Genomic DNA, 16,877 nt, shown 5'->3' on the forward strand with positions numbered 1-16,877 from the left:
TCTATGTGGGGATGGCGGGCCGGCCAACCGGCTCGCATTTGCGTCATCGTCGAACGCGGATCATTGAGGCTTTCAGGCAACATGTTGCGCTCCGGGTTCGATCCCGTATTCCTTGAGTTTGCGGTAAAGGGTCGAGCGGCCGATGCCGAGCTGGCGGGCCACCTGCGCCATGCGTCCGGCGTGGTGATCGATGGCAAAGGCGATCAGGTCGCGCTCGATCTCGGCCAGCGGCAGAAGATTGCCAGCATCGTCGAGGAACCGTCCGGGCACCGGCGTCGGTTCAGGGACCGGCAGGCGCGGCAGGGCAGGGGCGTCATCGATATGGACGGGCACCGTGGGGGTGAAGCCCCGCGCGCCGGTCTGCTGGGCGGCGTCGCGCCCCTCGACCGCCGCGACGATCTGGGGGAAGTCGCCCAGGGTGAGCAGCGGCCCATCGGCCAGCACCACGGCGCGGAACACCGCGTTTTCCAGTTGGCGGATATTACCGGGCCAGTCGAAGGTTTTCAGCATGGCCAGCGCGTCTGGGGCGATGGCCACCACCCGGCGGCCCTCCTCGGCGGCGAAGCGGGCGATGAAGCGCTCGACAAGGGCCGGGATGTCCTCGCGCCGCTCGCGCAGGGGCGGCAGGTAGATGGGAAACACGTTGAGGCGGTAATAGAGGTCTTCGCGGAACAGGCCTTGCCTGGTCAGGTTGAGCAGGCGCCGATTGGTCGCCGAGATGACCCGGACATTGACCTTTGTCGCCCTTGCCGCGCCGACCGGCTCGATCTCGCCCTCCTGCAAGGCGCGCAGCAGCTTGACCTGCACCTCGGGCGGCAATTCCCCCACTTCGTCGAGAAACAGCGTGCCGCCATGGGCCTCGCGGAATTTGCCCGGCGCGTCGGCGGTGGCGCCGGTAAACGCTCCCTTGACGTGCCCGAACAGCGTGGATTCGACGAGATTCGCGGGGATGGCGCCGCAATTGACGGTGATGAACGGCTTGCCGGCCCGGTCCCCGGTGCCCTGGATGGCGCGGGCCAGCAATTCCTTGCCGACCCCGGATTCGCCCTCGATCAGCACCGGAATGGTGCTGGCGGCGGCCTTTTTGCCCACGGTGAGGGTACGGGCCATGGCCGGGCTGGAGGCGATGATATGGGCAAAGGAGAAGCTGCCGTCGCGGCGGGCGCGCTCGGCCTTGAGGCTGGTCTCCAGCGTCCCCAGCTTGAGGGCGTTGCGCAGCGAGATAGTGATGCGCTCGGGGGCGACGGGCTTGACGAAGAAATCCACCGCCCCCAGCCGCATGGCCGAGATCACCGCGTCGAGGGAGGTCTGGGCGGTCTGGACGATGACCGGCAGGGCGATCGATTCCCGCCGCAGCGCTTCGAGCACCGCCATGCCGTCCATATCGGGCATGACGAGATCGAGGATCATGGCGCCGATGCCGGTGGTCTTTCTCAGCACATCCATGGCTTCGCGGCCGGAATGGGCGATCAGCGGCGTGAACCCGGCGCGGGCGACCACTTCGCCGGCCAATCGACAATGGATGGGATCATCGTCGACGATGAGAACCTTGTGCATATGGGCGAGCGACTCCGGACCCAACAAAACGCCGGCACGGCGATCGGTGCTGCGAATCGCCGTTCTGTGCCGATTTGGGTCAGGCTAGAAGCCATCGCTTAACAGGCGTTTAAGGATGGGGCGCGGCAAGGCGTGCCCTTGGCACATGGCGGCGGCGCCGATATGGTGCGGCGCCATACCGAATTTCCGTCGAGTCCACCCATCATGACCTCTGCCGTCCCGCAATCGACCCACAATCAGTTCGGCGATCTGCCCGAATGGGATCTGTCCGATCTCTATCCCGGGGTGGGGTCGGAAGAACTCAAGGCCGACCTCGCTTTTCTCGAGGCCGAGACCAGGGCGTTCGAGGCCGATTACAAGAGCAAGCTCGAAAGCCTCGCCGGGTCCGATGGGCTGGTCGCGGCGGTCCGGCGCTATGAAAAGCTCGACGAGGTGTTCGGGCGGCTGGGCTCGTTCGCCTATCTCAACTATGCGCAGAACACCGCCGATCCCGACCGCGCCAAATTCCTCGGCGATACCCAGGACAAGCTGACCGCATTTTCGACGCGGACCCTGTTCTTCGCCCTGGAGATCAACCGCATCGCGGACGATGTGCTCGACGCCGCCTTCGGCCGCAGCGCCGACCTGGCCCATTACCGCCCCTGGTTCACCGAATTGCGCAAATCGCGGCCCTATCAGCTCGAAGATCGCGTGGAAGAGCTGTTCCATGACAAATATGTCACCGGCCACGCGGCCTGGAACCGGCTGTTCGACGAAACCATGGCTTCGCTCAAATTCGAGGTCGATGGTGAGACGCTGGGCCTCGAGCAGACGCTGAATCTGCTCAGTGACAAGGACGAGGCCAAGCGCGCCAGCGCGTTCAAGGCCCTGTCGAAGACCCTTTCGGACAATAAGCGGCTTTTCGTCCACATCACCAATGTGATGGCCAAGGACAAGGAGATTTCCGATCGCTGGCGCGGCTATGAGGACGTCGCCGACAGCCGGCATCTGGCCAATTCGGTGGAGCGCGAGGTAGTCGAGGCGCTGGAGAAGGCGGTGCGCGAGGCCTATCCGCGGCTTTCCCATCGCTACTACCAGATGAAGGCCAAATGGTTCGGCAAGGACCAGCTCGACCCCTGGGACCGCAATGCGCCGCTGCCCACCTCCGACGATCGCATCTTCGATTGGGAAACCGCCAAGACCACCGTGCTCGACGCGTATGGGCGGTTCTCGCCGCGGCTGGCCGAGATCGCGCAGCCCTTCTTCGACAGCGGCTGGATCGATGCGCCGGTCAAGCCCAACAAGGCGCCGGGCGCCTTCGCCCATCCCACCGTCACCACGGCGCATCCCTATCTGATGCTCAACTATATGGGCCGGACGCGCGACGTGATGACGCTGGCCCATGAGTTGGGCCATGGGGTGCATCAGCGGCTGGCGGCGTCGCAGGGTGAATTGATGGCCCCCACGCCCCTGACCCTTGCCGAAACGGCCAGCGTGTTCGGGGAGATGCTGACCTTCCGCGCCATTCTCGACCAGACCAGCGATCCCCGGCAGCGTTTCGCGCTCATCGCGTCAAAGATCGAGGACATGCTCAACACCGTGGTGCGGCAGATCTCGTTCTACACCTTCGAGCGCAAAGTGCATCTGGCGCGCCGCGAAGGCGAATTGCGGGCCGAGGAACTCGACAGGTTCTGGATGGAGATTTCCCGCGAGAGCCTGGGACCGGGCATCCGCCTGCCCGAGGAATATGGCTCACTCTGGACCTATGTCGGGCATTTCATTCACGCGCCCTTCTATGTTTACGCCTATGCATTCGGCGATTGCCTGGTTAATTCGCTCTTTGCGCAATATGAAAAATCGAGCGAAGGCTTTGCCGAACGCTATTTCGAAATGCTGAGCGCCGGGGGCTCCAAGCATCATTCGGAACTGCTGGCACCCTTCGGGCTCGATGCGCGCGATCCGCAATTCTGGTCGCTGGGACTGTCGATGATCGAAAGACTCATTGACGAACTCGAGCAAACTCAGCCCTAAAGGGGCCCATCGCTTTTTCAGATCAACAGGGGAATACGACATGGCCGAAGAAATGGTCGCAACCTATACCGACAAGCCCTTGACCGAGTCGCAGAAGGAAAAGGACCTCGTCGAGCACACCAAGACCTACGGTGCCTTCATGAGTGGCCTGAAGTGGTCGACCATCGTCACCGCGGCCGTTCTGGTCGTTCTGTATCTGGTTTTCGTCGCCTAGGGCACAGGCCCGCATGGCGGGTCACAAGAGGGAATTTTTCATGAAAATTGCGGTCATGCGTGAGCGCGCGGGGGGCGAGACCCGTGTTGCCGCGACACCCGAGACCGTCGCCAAGCTCATCGGGTTCGGTGCGACGGTCAGCGTCGAAAAAGGAGCGGGGGACGCCTCGCGCATTCTGGACGGCCAGTACGAAGCCGCCGGGGCGAGCCTTGAGGCCACCGCCGCCGCCGCCGTCAAGGGCGCCGATGTGATCCTCGCGGTCCGGCGGCCGGAGGTCGGGGCGCTGTCGGGCGCGGCCAAGGGCGCGCTGGTGCTCGCCGTCGCCGATCCCTATGGAAACGAAGCGGCGCTGGCCGCGCTGGCCGGAGCCGGGTTCTCCGTCCTGGCCATGGAACTGATGCCGCGCATCACGCGCGCCCAGGTCATGGACGTGCTGTCCTCGCAGGCCAACCTCGCCGGCTACCAGGCGGTGATCGAGGCGGCGCTGGCCTATGACCGGGCCATGCCCATGATGATGACCGCCGCCGGTACGGTGCGCGCGGCCAAGGTGTTCGTGATGGGCGCCGGCGTCGCCGGCCTGCAGGCCATCGCCACCGCTCGCCGCCTCGGTGCCGCCGTCTCGGCCACCGACGTGCGCGCCGCGGCGGGCGAGCAGGTGGAATCGCTGGGCGCCAAGTTCATCATGACCGATGCGCTCAAAGACGCTTCGGGCAGCGGCGGCTACGCGCGTGAGCTGACCCCAGAGGAACAGGCGGCCCAGGCCGAGCTTGTCGCGGGTCACATCGCCAAGCAGGATATCGTGGTCACCACGGCGCTGATCCCCGGCCGTCCGGCCCCGAGGCTCGTCACCAAAGCGATGGTCGAATCCATGGCTCCGGGTTCGGTGCTGGTCGATCTCGCCGCCGAACGTGGCGGCAATGTCGAATTGACCCGTCCCGGCGAAGTCGTGGTGCATAACGGGGTGACCATCATCGGTCTCCTCAACCGCGCCGGCAAGATCGCCGCCACCGCCTCGCAGCTCTATGCCAAGAACCTCCTCGCTTTCCTCGAGACCATGATCGACAAGGACGCCAAGGCGCTCAAGGTCGATTGGGAGGACGAACTGGTCAAGGCGACGCTGCTCACCCGCGACGGTGCGGTGGTCCACCCCAATTTCGCCGAAGCCGCCAGCGCGGCTGCGAAAGCCGAGCCCAAGCCGGTTGAAGCCGACAAGCCCGTTGCCAAGGCGCCCGCCAAGACCGGCGCCGCCGCCAAGGCGGCAGAGGCCAAGGTCGCGACGGCCGGTGCGGTTTCGGTGGCCGGCGAGAAGCCTGCGCGCAAGCGCACCCCGGCCAAGACCGGCGCTGCATCGAAAACCGCTGAGGCCGCTCCCGAAGCCGCCAAGCCTGCGGCCAGGAAGGCCCCGGCCCGCAAGCCCGCAGCGAAAAAACCTGCCGCGAAAAAGACTGTGATCAAATCGGATGGAGAGGCATAATGGGCGGCGTCGTTGATCCCTTTTTCTTTTTTCTCTCGGTGTTCGTGCTGGCGATCTTCGTCGGCTATTACGTCGTCTGGTCGGTGACTCCGGCTCTTCATACCCCCCTCATGGCGGTGACCAACGCGATCTCCTCGGTGATCGTGGTGGGTGCGCTGCTCGCCGTGGGCGTGGCCAGCGTCGGCGAGCCCGGCCCGGCCCGCTGGTTCGGCTTCGTGGCGCTCATTCTGGCGAGCGTCAACATTTTCGGGGGCTTCCTCGTCACCCAGCGCATGCTGGCGATGTACAAGAAGAAGGGCTGAGGACATGATTTCCGCCAATATCGCGGCCCTGGCCTATCTGGTCGCCGGGTCGCTGTTCATTCTCGCCCTGCGCGGGCTCTCCTCGCCCACCACGGCACGGCGCGGCAATACCTTCGGCATGGTCGGCATGACCATCGCCGTGCTCACCACGCTGGCCATCGCGGCGCCCACCGATCCTTTCGCCTGGGTGCTGATCATCGGGGGCCTTGCCATCGGTGGCGGCATCGGCGCGTTCATCGCGCGCGGCGTGCCCATGACGGCGATGCCGCAGCTCGTCGCGGCCTTCCACTCGCTGGTCGGCCTTGCCGCCGTGTTCGTGGCCGCCGCGGCGCTCTATGCCCCGGTCGCCTTCGGCATCGGGGAGCCGGGCCATATCCATGTGCAGGCGCTCATCGAAATGAGCATCGGCACGGCCATCGGTGCCTTCACCTTCACCGGTTCGGTCATCGCCTTCGCCAAGCTCGACGGCCGCATGAGCGGCAAGCCGATCCTCCTGCCGGCGCGGCACCTCATCCACATCGCGGTCGCCGTGGCGATCGTCGTGCTGGTCTGGTATTTCTCGCTCACTGCCGATCCCATGGCCTTCTGGGCGATCACCATCCTCGCCCTCATTCTGGGTGGGCTGATGATCATCCCGATCGGCGGCGCGGACATGCCGGTCGTCGTGTCCATGCTCAATTCCTATTCGGGCTGGGCGGCAGCGGGCATCGGCTTCACCCTGGGCAACACGGCGCTGATCATCACCGGTGCGCTGGTCGGCTCCTCGGGCGCCATCCTCTCCTACATCATGTGCAAGGCCATGAACCGCAGCTTCATCTCGGTGATCCTGGGCGGGTTCGGGGGCGACGATGCCGCCGCTTCCGCCGGCGGTGTCGAGGAGCGCCCGGTCAAGCAGGGCTCGGCGGAAGACGCCGCCTTCATCATGCAGAACGCCTCCAAGGTCATCATCGTGCCCGGCTACGGCATGGCGGTGGCCCAGGCCCAGCATGCGCTGCGCGAAATGGCCGACGAGCTCAAGGCGGCCGGTGTCGACGTCAAATACGCTATCCACCCGGTGGCGGGCCGCATGCCGGGGCACATGAACGTGCTCTTGGCCGAAGCCAATGTGCCCTATGACGAAGTGTTCGAGCTCGAGGACATCAACTCCGAGTTCGCCCAGGCCGACGTGGCTTTCGTCATAGGCGCCAATGACGTGACCAACCCCGCCGCCAAGACCGACAAGACCTCGCCGATCTACGGCATGCCGATCCTCGACGTGGAGAAGGCCGGCACGGTGCTGTTCATCAAGCGCGGCATGGCCGCCGGTTATGCGGGCGTGCAGAACGAGTTGTTCTTCCGCGACAACACCATGATGCTGTTCGGCGACGCCAAGAAGGTCACCGAGGCCATCGTCAAGTCGATGAACCACTGATTTCGCGATTGCGATCATCGGCAAAGGGCCCGGAAGCGATTTCCGGGCCCTTTTGTTTTCGGTTACACCGCTGTGCGTACTTGAGCGCGGGCAGGCGCGTGCCCATTTTGGGCGCAACAGAGAAGGATTTTCATGACCCAGGCCATTCGCATCGATCTGTTCACCGATATCGTCTGCCCGTGGTGCCTGATCGGCACGGCGCGGCTGGATCAGGCGCTGGCCCTGCTCGATGACGCTGTGAAGGTGGAGATTTTCCACCATCCCTTCCTCCTCGACCCCTCGACGCCCGAGGCGGGGCAGAATACCAAGGAAAGGCTCGAGGCCAAATATGGCGGCGATATCGGGGCCATGCAGGGGCGTGTCGAGGCCGCGGCGCGCGATGCCGGCGTGCCGCTCGATCTCTCCGTCCAGCCCATGAGCTATCCCACGGTCAAGCCGCATACGCTGATCCGTTCGGCCGCGCCCGAGCAGCAATACGCGCTCGCCAAGGCCTTCGCCGCCGCCTATTTCCTCGAAGGCCGCGACATCACCGACAATGCGCTGCTGGCCGATATCGCCGCGGCGCACGGCTTCGATCGCGAGGCGGCGCTGGCGCTGATCACCGATCAGGCGGAACTCGATACCACCAAGGCCATGGCGGTCTCGGCCAGCCAGCAGGGCATCAATGGCGTCCCCTTCTTCATCTTCAACAACCAGTTCGCCATTTCGGGCGGCCAGCCGCCGGAAGTGTTCGCGCGGGCCTTCCGCGTGGCGCTGGGGCAAGAGGCGCTGAACTAGACGCCCAGTCCTCCCGGCGGTATCAGGGGCTGGCAATACCCTGAGGCGGCCGGGAGGGATTTTTATGGTCAAGAAGATCGCCATCGGCGTCGTGGTGCTGCTCGTCGTGGTCTATGGCGGGTTGCTCGCCTATCTCTACGTCAATCAGCGCAGCTTCTTTTTCAGCCCGGCCGGGGAGATCTTCGACCCGCAGGCGGTGGGGATGGCAGCCGAGATCGTCTCCATCCCGACCAGCGAGGGCGAGGTGATCGCCGGCTGGTATGCGCCGCCGGCCGACGCTCTGCCGGCCATCCTCTATCTCAAGGGCAATACGGGCAGCTTTTCCGCCGAGCATGAGCGCTTTGCCGCGTTTGTCGAAGCCGGCTACGGGTTCCTGTCGGTCGACTATCGCGGTTTCCCGCTGTCGCCTGGCGAGATCACCCAGGATCATATCCTCGCCGATGCGCTGGCAGCGTTCGACTGGCTGGCCGAGCGGGAGGACGCCATCGTCGTCTGGGGGCGCTCCCTGGGCGCTTCGCCGGCGGTCTGGGTGGCCAGCCAGCGGGCGGCCGATGCGCTGCTGCTCGAAACCCCGTTCTATTCGGCGGTCAATGTCGCCGCCGAGCGCTATCCCTTCGCGCCGGTGGCGTGGCTGATGCTCGATCAGTTCCGCTCCAATGACTGGATCGGGGCGGTCGAGGAGCCGCTCATGGTCGCCCATGGCACGGCCGACATGACGGTCGGCGTCTCCAATGGCGAACGGCTCTATGTGGAGGCCCCCAATCCCTATCTTCTGTGGATCGAGGAGGGCGCCGACCATGGCGATCTCTGGGCGCGCGGCATCTGGGGCCGGGCCCAGGCGTTCTTTGCCGAGGCGGGTGGCCGATAGAAGCGTTTCAACGCGACACAGCGCAAACGAAAACGCCGCCCTTGCGGGACGGCGTTTCTTGCAAATACGTTCGTGTCGAACAGTCGCAGGCTGAAGCGCTTCCAGCGGAAGCGCGCCAAACAAAGACTAGCGACGACCGGTCGTGATGCCAGCTTCACGCTGCGCACGCTTACGCGCCAGCTTGCGGGCCCGGCGGACAGCCTCGGCCTTCTGGCGAGCCTTCTTTTCGGAAGGCTTTTCGTAATAGTTGCGAAGCTTCATCTCGCGAAACACACCTTCGCGCTGCAACTTCTTCTTCAGCGCCCGGAGCGCCTGATCGACATTGTTATCGCGAACGACTACTTGCACGCGGAACACCCGCCCTTTCGGTTAGAGAAATTCGGTTGGAAATCAAACACCGAAACGCAAAAGCGTTACGGCGCCGACCGGCATAAACCGGTCGCCGTGGTCGCGGAATTAACAGAAGAGTCGGGCTTTGTCCAGAGTTTGGCGGGCCGAGCCGCTCACTTCGTGGCCTCGGGCAGCACGACGCGATTGACGTGCCCCATCTTGCGCCCCGCCCGCGCCTCGGCCTTGCCATAGACATGGGGCCGGACACCGGGCGCGGCGGCGAGGCCGGCAATATCGGCGATCTCGTTGCCGATGAGGTTTTCCATCACCACATCGGCCAGCCGCGTCGTTTGGCCCAGCGGCCAGCCGCAAATGGCGCGGATATGGTTCTCGAACTGGTCGGTGACGCAGACAGCCTCCGTCCAGTGCCCGGAATTGTGAACGCGGGGCGCGATCTCGTTGACGAGGAGTTCGGGCGCCTCGCCATCGGCGACGAGGAAGAATTCCACCCCCATGGTGCCGACATAGTCAAGGGCCTGGGCAATCCTCGTGGCGATGTCGCGGGCCATGGCCGCCGCCGCCGGGGAGATGGCGGCGGGGAGGGTCGAGGTCTTGAGGATGTGGTTGGCGTGGACGTTCTCGGCCGGGTCATAGGTTACCGCCGCGCCATCGCGTCCGCGCGCGACGATCACCGAGATTTCCTTTTCGAACGGCACGAAGCCTTCGAGGACCAGGTCGACCCCGCCGATCTCGGCGACGGCGGCTTCGGCGTCCCCGGGGCTGCGCAGGATGCGCTGGCCCTTGCCGTCATAGCCCAGCCGGGTGGTCTTGAGCACGGCGGGCAGGCCGATGGCGTCGACCGCCGCCGGCAGATCGTCGGCGGCGCGCACCGGGTGATAGGGGGCAATGGCCACCCCCGCATGGCTCAGGAACCCTTTTTCGGCCAGCCGGTCCTGGCTGACTTCGAGTGCCCGCGGGCCGGGATAAAGCGTCACATGCTCGGCGATAACCCGGGCGGTGGCCAGGGGCACGTTCTCGAACTCATAGGTCACCACGTCGACCGCGCCGGCAAAGGCCCGCAGCGCCGCCACGTCGCCATAATCGGCCACCGTCTTCCAGGGGGTGACGTCGAAGGCGGGGCTGGCGGCGTCGGGGCAGAAGATATGGGTGCGCATGCCCAGCCGGCTGGCGGCGAGCGAGAGCATGCGGCCCAATTGCCCGCCGCCGAGAATACCGATGGTCGCGCCGGGCTTGAGGGGGAAAGACTCAGTCATCGTCCTTGGGGAACTCCGCAACCGCATTGGTCTGCCGCTCGCGCCATTCGGCGAGGCGTTCGGCAAGATCCTCATCGCTGAGCGAGAGGATGGAGGCGGCCAGCAGCGCCGCGTTGATGGCGCCGGCCTTGCCGATGGCGAGGGTGCCCACGGGCACGCCCCCCGGCATCTGCACGATGGAGAGCAGGCTGTCCTCGCCGCGCAGGGCCTTGGATTCCACCGGCACCCCCAATACGGGCAGGGTGGTCATCGATGCGATCATGCCCGGCAGATGGGCGGCGCCGCCCGCGCCGGCGATGATCACCCGGAACCCCTCATCGCGCGCCGAGGTGGCGAAATCGACCATGCGCAGCGGCGTGCGATGGGCTGAGACGATGCGGGCTTCGTAATCGATCCGCAGCGCTTCCAGGGTTTCGGCGGCAAAGCGCATGGTCGGCCAGTCCGACTGGCTGCCCATGACGATGGCGATAGGGGGAGATGACACCAAGAGTCCGACCCTCTTTTGGCTAAGCCGTGGCTGTAGCCGAAATCACCCTGCGGTTCAAGGCGAACGGGCGACGGAACGTTTGACAGAGCGCGCGCATTAATAGGGCAGGCCCAAAGGGGGGCTTTTGGGGACAACCATGGACAAGCGTTCGCCGGCCGTGCCGGTGCAGGCTCCGCCGACAGGGCAACCGCTCTCGGCCATATTGACCTTCGTTCTGCTCGTCGCCGTGCTCTATCTGGGGCGCGGCATCTTCGTTCCGCTGGTCATGGCGGTGCTGCTGGCCTTTGCGCTGGGGCCTGTGGTCAACGCCCTGCGCCGGGTGGGCCTGCCCTATGTGCTGGCGGTGATCTCTTCGGTGCTGGCGGTCATCGTCCTGCTGGGCGGCATCGCCTATGTGGCGTTCTCGCAATTCCTCTCGCTGGCCTCCGACCTGCCGCGCTACCAGGCGACGATCAGCGAAAAGCTGCGCATGCTTCAGGAGACTTTTGGCGGCGGGCAGGTGGTGGACCGGCTGGTCTCCACCATCGAGCAGGTGGGTGCCCAGGTGGGGGCGGGAGCAGGAGCGGTCGAGGAAGGCGCGCCCATGCCCGTCACCATCGTCGATGGCGGCGCGGGCTCGATGGAAGCGGCGCAGACTGTGTTCTTTTCCATCATCGGCCCGCTGACCTCGACCCTCATCGTCACCATCTTCCTGATCTTTCTCCTCCTCGAGCGGGAGGAATTGCGCGACCGCTTCCTCAAACTGGCCAGCCGGGGCGACCTGCGATCGAGCACCGAAGCCCTGAACGAGGCTTCGAGCCGGGTGGGACGCTATCTCCTGGCCCAGGCGGCGATCAGCGCCGGCTACGGGATCGTGTTCGGCAGCGGGCTGCTGCTGCTCGGCGTGCCCAATGCCATCCTCTGGGGGCTCCTGGCCATCATCTTCCGCTACATCCCCTTCGTGGGCACGCTGATCATCGCGGCCTTCCCGGTCATGCTCGCGATCGCCGTCGATCCGGGCTGGACCATGCTGTTCGGGGTGATCGGGCTCTATCTGGTCATCGAGATCGTCTCCAACAACATCGTCGAGCCGCGCTTTTACGGCGATTCCACCGGCCTCACGCCGCTGGCCGTGCTGGTCGCGGCGATGTTCTGGGCCACGCTCTGGGGACCGATCGGGCTGATCGTCTCCATGCCCCTGACCGTCTGCCTCGTCGTCATGGCGCGCTATGTGCCGCATATGGGCTTCATCGAAACCCTTCTCGGCAGCGCGCCGGTATTGTTGCCGCAGGAGCGCTTCTACCAGCGGCTGATCGCCGGCAATGTCGAGGAGGCGACCGAACTGGCCGACCGCGAGATCGAGGCCACCTCGATCGGCACCTTCTATGACGCCATCGCGCTGCCGGCGCTGCAATTGGCGCAGGCCGATGTGGCCGGCGATCTCGCCGATCCTTCCCATCGCCACCGGGTGGTGGAAACCCTCTCGGAGGTGATCGAGGGCATCGAGGAGGGTGAAGGCACGGGCCCGGGCGAAACCCAGCCGCGCGTCATGGTGTTCGGGGGCAAGACCGAGCTCGACCACGCTATGGCGCTGATGGTTGGCGAACGGGTGCGCGCCATGGGCCACAGCGTGCGCGTCATGGCGCCGCTGGCCTTGCGCAAGGAGGGGATCGGCCAACTCGACCTCAGGGCAGCCGACATCGCCTGCCTGTGCTATCTGGAGGAAAAGCCGGAGATTTACGCCCGCTACGCGGCGCGCAGGCTCAAGCGTCTCAAGCCCGGCCTCACCATCGTCACCGGCTATTTCCATCCCGATCTGCGGGCCCGCAACGGGTCGGAGGCTACCGCCGACATCGCGGCCGTGGCCGCCAGCGTGGCCGAGGCCGAGCAGGCCATCGCCGTGGCGCTGGGCGACGACACGCGGGGCACTGCGGTCAGCCTGGAGGCGCTGGGCGACCTGCGGGCCCGGGCGCGCGCGCTTTCGGCCCGCGCCGCCGCCGATCCGGGCATTGCCGAGGTGCTGCGCCATCTGGCGCAGGAGATCGGGGCGACGGTCTCCATGGTGACCTATCTGCCGCTGGCCGGGCCGGCGGAGGCCGATGGGGAGGCCAGCCATGCCGAGCAGTTGGCGCGGCAGGTGCTCGAAAGCGGCGGGTCATTGATCATCGAGGACCTGCAGCATTCGGACTTTGCCCGGCTGCGCGGCGTCATCGAGACCGGAGTGCGGGCCTATGCCGGGGCGCCGATCCGGGGGGCGGACAGCGAGATCGGCGCCGTGCTGGCGGTCTTCGACCAGGAGCCGCGCATCTACAAGGACGCGGAGATCGACACCCTGGAAGCCTCGGCGCGAAACCTTGCCGCAGAGATCAACGAACTGGTGCGGCGCCAGGAGGCCGATGAAAAGGAGGCCATCGACGGATGACCTCCGGCGTTCCGTCTCAGTGGGCGTGGCCGTCGTCGAAATCGTCCGCCCCGACCTGCCAGTATCCGGCCGCCTTGATCCAGTCGGGATTGTGCCCGAGGGTATCGACGAAATGGGTGCGCAGCGCCTTGCTGACCCGGTTTTCCCCGGCGATGAAGACATAGCCGTCGCCTTCGGGCAGCGCCAGCGCCTGGGCGGCGCCCAGAAGGCGGTCGGGGTCGCCCGGTTCGGCGCCTTCGCGGCTCAGCCAGTGGATTTCGGCGCCCTTGGGGGCGTCGATGGTCTGGATCTCGCCATTGTCGGCCACTTCGATGATGGCGATGGCCTTGGCGGATTTGGGCAGTTCCTCGAGGCGCCGGGCAATGGCCGGCAGGGCCGTCTCGTCGCCGATCAGCAGATACCAGTCGAATGCGCCCTTGACGACGAAGGAGCCGCGCGGTCCGCCGATGCCGATCCGGTCGCCGGGTTCGGCGGTCTCGGCCCAGCTCGAAGCGGGGCCGTCGCCATGCAGCACGAAATCGAGGATCAAGGTCTTGGCCGCGTTGTCGTAGGAGCGCGGGGTATAGTCGCGCGCTTCGGGACGCCGGCCATCGGGAAAGACCAGTCCGTTCTCGCCGCGCTGGGGCAGCGGAAACTCGCTCTGCCCGGCCTCGGGGAAGAACACCTTGCAATGATCGTCATAGGCCAGCGAAACAAAGCTGTCGAAATCGTCGCTGGTCAGCGTGATGCGCGCCATCTTGGGGGTGATGCGCTCGGTGCCGACGACGCTGGCAATGCGGAATTTGAGTTCGTGGCGGATGCGTTCGACGCCGCGTTCAGTGCCTGACATGAAGTTCACCATTGTTGTTTCGGACAAGCCGTACAAATGCTGATCGGCAAAGTCAAATTAACATGGCGTCAGGCGATGATGTCGGGCAGGATGATCCGTTCGAGCTGCACGATGCGGTCTTTTAGGGCCAGCTTGCGCTTCTTGAGGCGCTGGATCAGGGTGGCATCGGCGATACCCGAGGCAAGCAGCGTCCTGATGGCCGCGTCGAGATCGGTATGCTCCTGGCGTTTGGTGGCCAGTTCGAGGCCGAGCCTGGCTTCCAGTTCCTTGTCCAGTGCGAGCATGGACGGCCACTCCCCGATAGGCATTGAGGCCGCGCCGATCAAGAGCGGCGCAGTCACGACATTTCATTCTTGCCACAGATTTGCCATTGGACAAAGCCGGCAAAGAGTGTGACGATATTGTCGTCCAACTGATGGAAAGGAGTGACTATGACCTCACAGACTTACATCACCTCTCTGGAGCGGCGACACCAGGATCTGGATCGCAAGATCAGCGAAGAAATGCGGCACCCGTCGCGGGATGCCCTGCTGATCGCGGCTCTCAAGCGCAAGAAGCTCGAACTCAAGGATGAAATGAACCGCGCCCAGCGTGGCCCTGCCCACTAGGCGGACTGTTTCTTATGCAAATCTGTGAGGCCACAGCGCAAGCTGCGGCCTTTTTTATTGCCCGGGCAACGCCCGCTCCGATGCGGACGCTGCACCATGGGTCCGGCGTGGTCAGCCGCGATCGTCTTCGTCGGCGTCGGCGCCCTTGAGGGATTTGAGCTTGGCAAACACTGATTCGGCCTCGCGCTCGGCGTCATAGGCGCTGTCCCCGGTCTCGCGTTCTGCACCGGCTTCGCCCTCTTCGCCGGCATATTGGGCGCGGCTCAGGGCTTCCTCGGCGGTCATCAGACGGGTGCCTTCGGGCGCATCCTCGGTGATGCCGGCGGCGCGGGCCGCCTTGCGCACTTCCATGTCGAGTTCCATCTGGCTGCACAGGCCCAGGGTCACCGGGTCCATGGCCGTAAGGTTGGCGGCGTTCCAGTGGGTGTTGTCGCGCACCGATTCAATGGTCGACTTGGTGGTGCCGACCAGGCGCATGATCTGGGCGTCCTTGAGCTCGGGATGGTTGCGCACCAGCCATTTGATGGCGTTGGGGCGTTCGTGCCGCCGCGAGGTGGGAGTGTAGCGCGGGCCGCGCCGCTTGGGGGCGGCGACCTTCACCTTGGGCTCGGAAATCCGCAGCCGGTAGGTTTCGTCGGCTTCGCCCCGGGCGATCTCCTCGCGGGTGATCTGGCCGTTCTGGATCGGATTGACGCCCCGGATGCCGCCGGCGACGTCGCCATCGGCGATGCCCTGGACTTCCAGCGGATGCAGGGTGCAGAAATCGGCGATCTGCTTGAACGAGAGCGCGGTGTTTTCGACGAGCCAGACGGCGGTCGCCTTGGGCATCAGCAATTGCGTGGCCATGGTATATCTCTCCTGTGCTGCGGCCCGGTGTTCCTCCGGGGCCGCCCGCCTCGCCGTGATCGGAATGAGGGGGAATTTGGCAGTTAATATAAGGCCGAACGGCCGCGCATGCAATGCGCAATCATGGCCTTGCCGCGAGGATCGGGTCCGGGGAGCCGATCTCGGCCCGGGGCAGGGTCGAGCTTGGCGGCGGCGCTTCCCCGTCGGCAACCGGGTCGGGCGAGCCGACCGGGAGGATGGCCGGAGCGGTCTCGGCGCCGGCCAGCAGCGGATCGGGGGAGCCGACCGGCTCGCTCTGGGGTGTGGGTTCGGGCGGATAGCCGTTGAGGACGATATCGAGGATTTCGCGGTCGCGCACGCCGCGCAGGTTGAGGTGGTCCGCATCCTCCACCGACATGAACACCCCATGCGGGGCGGCGGCAAAGAGGCGCCGGCCGAGGAAGGCGGGGATCACCGTGTCGCGCTCCCCATGGACGATGATGATGGTTCCCGCCTGCGCGGTGGCGATGCGGCGCGCGGAGAGGAAGGTATCGTGCAGCAACTGGCCGGGCAGGAAGGGCATGGTGGCCGCGACCACGTCGGGCAGCGAGGAGAAGGGGGCTTCGAGCACCAGCGACAGGCTGGGATGGCGCTCGGACATGGCGACGGCGACGCCGGTGCCCAGCGAATGCCCCATCAGCACCAGCCGGCTGGCCGGCGCGCGCTGGCGCGCAAAGGCGATGGCGGCCTCGGCGTCGAGCAGCAGGCCCTCCTCGCTGGGCAGGCCCGTCGAGCCGGGATAGCCGCGATAGGCGAAGGTGAGCACGCCGAACCCGGCATCGGCCCAGGGGGGATTGCCGAAACGCACCGCCATGGGTTCGGGCACGCTGCCATTGCCGTGAAAGGCGACGATGACCGGGGACTCTGCGACCGGGGCCTTGAAATAGCCCTTGAGCCGTTCGCCATCGCTGGTTTCGAGCACGATGCGCTCGAAATCGGGGCCGACCATGGCCTGGAAGGGCACGGCGTTGACGAAGCGGCGCGGGAAGACCATTTCGCGCTGGAAGGTATAGGCGAAGGCGATCACCAGCCCGTAGATCAGCAGGACGAGGGCTGCGAGGACGGCGAGCCCTCCCAGGAATCGAATGGCAGTCTGTGTCATGCCGACGTCAAATACCCATTCCAAGCGGCGCCCCCGCCTCACATGCAAGAATCGCCACAAGGCGGATTCGGAGCAAGTCTGTTTCGCAACCCTGACAAAAACGTGACCGGATCGTCCCCCAAGTTCGGGGATTGTTTACACGGGCCTCTTTTTGGATTCTTGTGGAGGGGTGATTTGCGCAAGGAGGAACGCAATGGATTGCCCCAGTTGCCACGGCACGGACCTGATCAAACGCGGGCGCAAGGCCGGCCATCAACGCTATTGCTGCCGTACCTGCGGCCGCTACAGCACCGACAGCCAGCCCCGCTTCAGCGCCAAGACCAAGGCGATGGCGATCGAGATGTACAT

General features: G+C 65.5%; 18 protein-coding genes. 10 read left to right on the forward strand and 8 right to left on the reverse strand.

The window, feature by feature from the left end:
* Positions 1 to 72 precede the first annotated feature (72 nt).
* Positions 73 to 1,557, reverse strand: a complete 1,485-nt coding sequence (locus DVH29_RS13585) for a sigma-54-dependent transcriptional regulator (RefSeq protein ID WP_114646735.1) — start codon at positions 1,555 to 1,557, stop codon at positions 73 to 75.
* A 204-nt stretch (positions 1,558 to 1,761) separates the two neighbouring features.
* Here DVH29_RS13585 and DVH29_RS13590 point away from each other — a divergent pair, with 204 nt between their 5' ends.
* The 7 genes from DVH29_RS13590 (at position 1,762) to DVH29_RS13620 (ending at position 8,613) form a co-directional block, all read left to right on the forward strand.
* A complete protein-coding gene (locus DVH29_RS13590; RefSeq protein WP_114646747.1) occupies positions 1,762 to 3,567 on the forward strand; it encodes a M3 family oligoendopeptidase in 1,806 nt (601 codons plus the stop codon).
* Positions 3,568 to 3,607: 40 nt separating this feature from the next.
* Positions 3,608 to 3,781, forward strand: coding sequence for an aa3-type cytochrome c oxidase subunit IV (locus tag DVH29_RS13595; RefSeq protein ID WP_114646736.1), 174 nt, complete (start codon positions 3,608 to 3,610; stop codon positions 3,779 to 3,781).
* A gap of 40 nt (positions 3,782 to 3,821) precedes the next feature.
* The gene (locus DVH29_RS13600; RefSeq protein ID WP_114646748.1) at positions 3,822 to 5,255 is read left to right on the forward strand and encodes a Re/Si-specific NAD(P)(+) transhydrogenase subunit alpha; all 1,434 of its coding nucleotides are present in this window, start codon (positions 3,822 to 3,824) and stop codon (positions 5,253 to 5,255) included.
* Complete coding sequence (locus DVH29_RS13605; protein WP_114646737.1) at positions 5,255 to 5,557, forward strand: proton-translocating transhydrogenase family protein; 303 nt, start codon at positions 5,255 to 5,257, stop codon at positions 5,555 to 5,557. The genes DVH29_RS13600 and DVH29_RS13605 overlap by 1 nt, the downstream gene beginning before the upstream one ends.
* A gap of 7 nt (positions 5,558 to 5,564) precedes the next feature.
* Positions 5,565 to 6,968, forward strand: a complete 1,404-nt coding sequence (locus tag DVH29_RS13610) for an NAD(P)(+) transhydrogenase (Re/Si-specific) subunit beta (protein WP_114646749.1) — start codon at positions 5,565 to 5,567, stop codon at positions 6,966 to 6,968.
* Positions 6,969 to 7,100: 132 nt separating this feature from the next.
* Positions 7,101 to 7,745 carry a DsbA family oxidoreductase gene (locus DVH29_RS13615; RefSeq protein WP_114646738.1) on the forward strand — a complete coding sequence of 215 codons (645 nt, stop codon included), beginning with the start codon at positions 7,101 to 7,103 and terminating at the stop codon, positions 7,743 to 7,745.
* Positions 7,746 to 7,809: 64 nt separating this feature from the next.
* Positions 7,810 to 8,613 carry an alpha/beta hydrolase gene (locus DVH29_RS13620; RefSeq protein ID WP_114646739.1) on the forward strand — a complete coding sequence of 268 codons (804 nt, stop codon included), beginning with the start codon at positions 7,810 to 7,812 and terminating at the stop codon, positions 8,611 to 8,613.
* Between the two features lie 126 nt (positions 8,614 to 8,739).
* Here the strand turns inward: DVH29_RS13620 and rpsU are convergent, their stop codons facing one another.
* The 3 genes from rpsU to purE form a co-directional block, all read right to left on the reverse strand.
* Positions 8,740 to 8,961, reverse strand: a complete 222-nt coding sequence (gene rpsU, locus DVH29_RS13625) for a 30S ribosomal protein S21 (protein ID WP_114646750.1) — start codon at positions 8,959 to 8,961, stop codon at positions 8,740 to 8,742.
* Between the two features lie 155 nt (positions 8,962 to 9,116).
* Complete coding sequence (locus tag DVH29_RS13630; protein ID WP_114646740.1) at positions 9,117 to 10,217, reverse strand: 5-(carboxyamino)imidazole ribonucleotide synthase; 1,101 nt, start codon at positions 10,215 to 10,217, stop codon at positions 9,117 to 9,119.
* A complete protein-coding gene (gene purE, locus DVH29_RS13635; RefSeq protein WP_114646741.1) occupies positions 10,210 to 10,674 on the reverse strand; it encodes a 5-(carboxyamino)imidazole ribonucleotide mutase in 465 nt (154 codons plus the stop codon). Before purE ends, DVH29_RS13630 begins: the two co-directional genes overlap by 8 nt.
* 166 nt (positions 10,675 to 10,840) lie before the next feature.
* Between purE and DVH29_RS13640 the strand changes: the two genes are divergently transcribed.
* Complete coding sequence (locus DVH29_RS13640) at positions 10,841 to 13,105, forward strand: AI-2E family transporter (RefSeq protein ID WP_114646742.1); 2,265 nt, start codon at positions 10,841 to 10,843, stop codon at positions 13,103 to 13,105.
* 16 nt (positions 13,106 to 13,121) lie between these two features.
* Here the strand turns inward: DVH29_RS13640 and DVH29_RS13645 are convergent, their stop codons facing one another.
* Together DVH29_RS13645 and DVH29_RS13650 are read right to left on the reverse strand one after the other, a co-directional pair.
* Positions 13,122 to 13,934 carry a siderophore-interacting protein gene (locus DVH29_RS13645; protein WP_114646751.1) on the reverse strand — a complete coding sequence of 271 codons (813 nt, stop codon included), beginning with the start codon at positions 13,932 to 13,934 and terminating at the stop codon, positions 13,122 to 13,124.
* A gap of 68 nt (positions 13,935 to 14,002) precedes the next feature.
* On the reverse strand, positions 14,003 to 14,218 hold the full coding sequence (locus DVH29_RS13650) for a YdcH family protein (RefSeq protein WP_114646743.1): 216 nt from the start codon (positions 14,216 to 14,218) through the stop codon (positions 14,003 to 14,005).
* 147 nt (positions 14,219 to 14,365) lie between these two features.
* On the opposite strand from DVH29_RS13650, the gene DVH29_RS13655 reads away from it, so the two are divergent.
* Entirely contained in the window at positions 14,366 to 14,542 is a 177-nt protein-coding gene (locus tag DVH29_RS13655; protein ID WP_114646744.1) for a YdcH family protein, read from the forward strand.
* 111 nt (positions 14,543 to 14,653) lie between these two features.
* On the opposite strand, the gene DVH29_RS13660 is transcribed toward DVH29_RS13655, so the two are convergent.
* A complete protein-coding gene (locus tag DVH29_RS13660; protein ID WP_114646745.1) occupies positions 14,654 to 15,388 on the reverse strand; it encodes a DUF1013 domain-containing protein in 735 nt (244 codons plus the stop codon).
* 121 nt (positions 15,389 to 15,509) lie between these two features.
* On the reverse strand, positions 15,510 to 16,529 hold the full coding sequence (locus DVH29_RS13665; RefSeq protein ID WP_147276097.1) for an alpha/beta hydrolase: 1,020 nt from the start codon (positions 16,527 to 16,529) through the stop codon (positions 15,510 to 15,512).
* A 193-nt stretch (positions 16,530 to 16,722) separates the two neighbouring features.
* On the opposite strand from DVH29_RS13665, the gene DVH29_RS16740 reads away from it, so the two are divergent.
* On the forward strand, positions 16,723 to 16,877 hold a 155-nt coding region (locus DVH29_RS16740; protein WP_369333223.1), incomplete at its 3' end, for an IS1/IS1595 family N-terminal zinc-binding domain-containing protein.

The organism is Pelagibacterium lacus (assembly GCF_003345525.1).
GTDB classification, from domain to species: domain Bacteria; phylum Pseudomonadota; class Alphaproteobacteria; order Rhizobiales; family Devosiaceae; genus Pelagibacterium; species Pelagibacterium lacus.

Coding starts and splice junctions, on each gene's coding strand:
- DVH29_RS13585 (WP_114646735.1), bottom strand. CDS start 1,557: ATGCACAAGGTTCTCATCGTCGACGATGATCCCATCCATTGTCGATTG.
- DVH29_RS13590 (WP_114646747.1), top strand. CDS start 1,762: ATGACCTCTGCCGTCCCGCAATCGACCCACAATCAGTTCGGCGATCTG.
- DVH29_RS13595 (WP_114646736.1), top strand. CDS start 3,608: ATGGCCGAAGAAATGGTCGCAACCTATACCGACAAGCCCTTGACCGAG.
- DVH29_RS13600 (WP_114646748.1), top strand. CDS start 3,822: ATGAAAATTGCGGTCATGCGTGAGCGCGCGGGGGGCGAGACCCGTGTT.
- DVH29_RS13605 (WP_114646737.1), top strand. CDS start 5,255: ATGGGCGGCGTCGTTGATCCCTTTTTCTTTTTTCTCTCGGTGTTCGTG.
- DVH29_RS13615 (WP_114646738.1), top strand. CDS start 7,101: ATGACCCAGGCCATTCGCATCGATCTGTTCACCGATATCGTCTGCCCG.
- DVH29_RS13620 (WP_114646739.1), top strand. CDS start 7,810: ATGGTCAAGAAGATCGCCATCGGCGTCGTGGTGCTGCTCGTCGTGGTC.
- DVH29_RS13630 (WP_114646740.1), bottom strand. CDS start 10,217: ATGACTGAGTCTTTCCCCCTCAAGCCCGGCGCGACCATCGGTATTCTC.
- purE (WP_114646741.1), bottom strand. CDS start 10,674: ATGGGCAGCCAGTCGGACTGGCCGACCATGCGCTTTGCCGCCGAAACC.
- DVH29_RS13640 (WP_114646742.1), top strand. CDS start 10,841: ATGGACAAGCGTTCGCCGGCCGTGCCGGTGCAGGCTCCGCCGACAGGG.
- DVH29_RS13645 (WP_114646751.1), bottom strand. CDS start 13,934: ATGTCAGGCACTGAACGCGGCGTCGAACGCATCCGCCACGAACTCAAA.
- DVH29_RS13650 (WP_114646743.1), bottom strand. CDS start 14,218: ATGCTCGCACTGGACAAGGAACTGGAAGCCAGGCTCGGCCTCGAACTG.
- DVH29_RS13655 (WP_114646744.1), top strand. CDS start 14,366: ATGACCTCACAGACTTACATCACCTCTCTGGAGCGGCGACACCAGGAT.
- DVH29_RS13660 (WP_114646745.1), bottom strand. CDS start 15,388: ATGGCCACGCAATTGCTGATGCCCAAGGCGACCGCCGTCTGGCTCGTC.
- DVH29_RS13665 (WP_147276097.1), bottom strand. CDS start 16,529: ATGACACAGACTGCCATTCGATTCCTGGGAGGGCTCGCCGTCCTCGCA.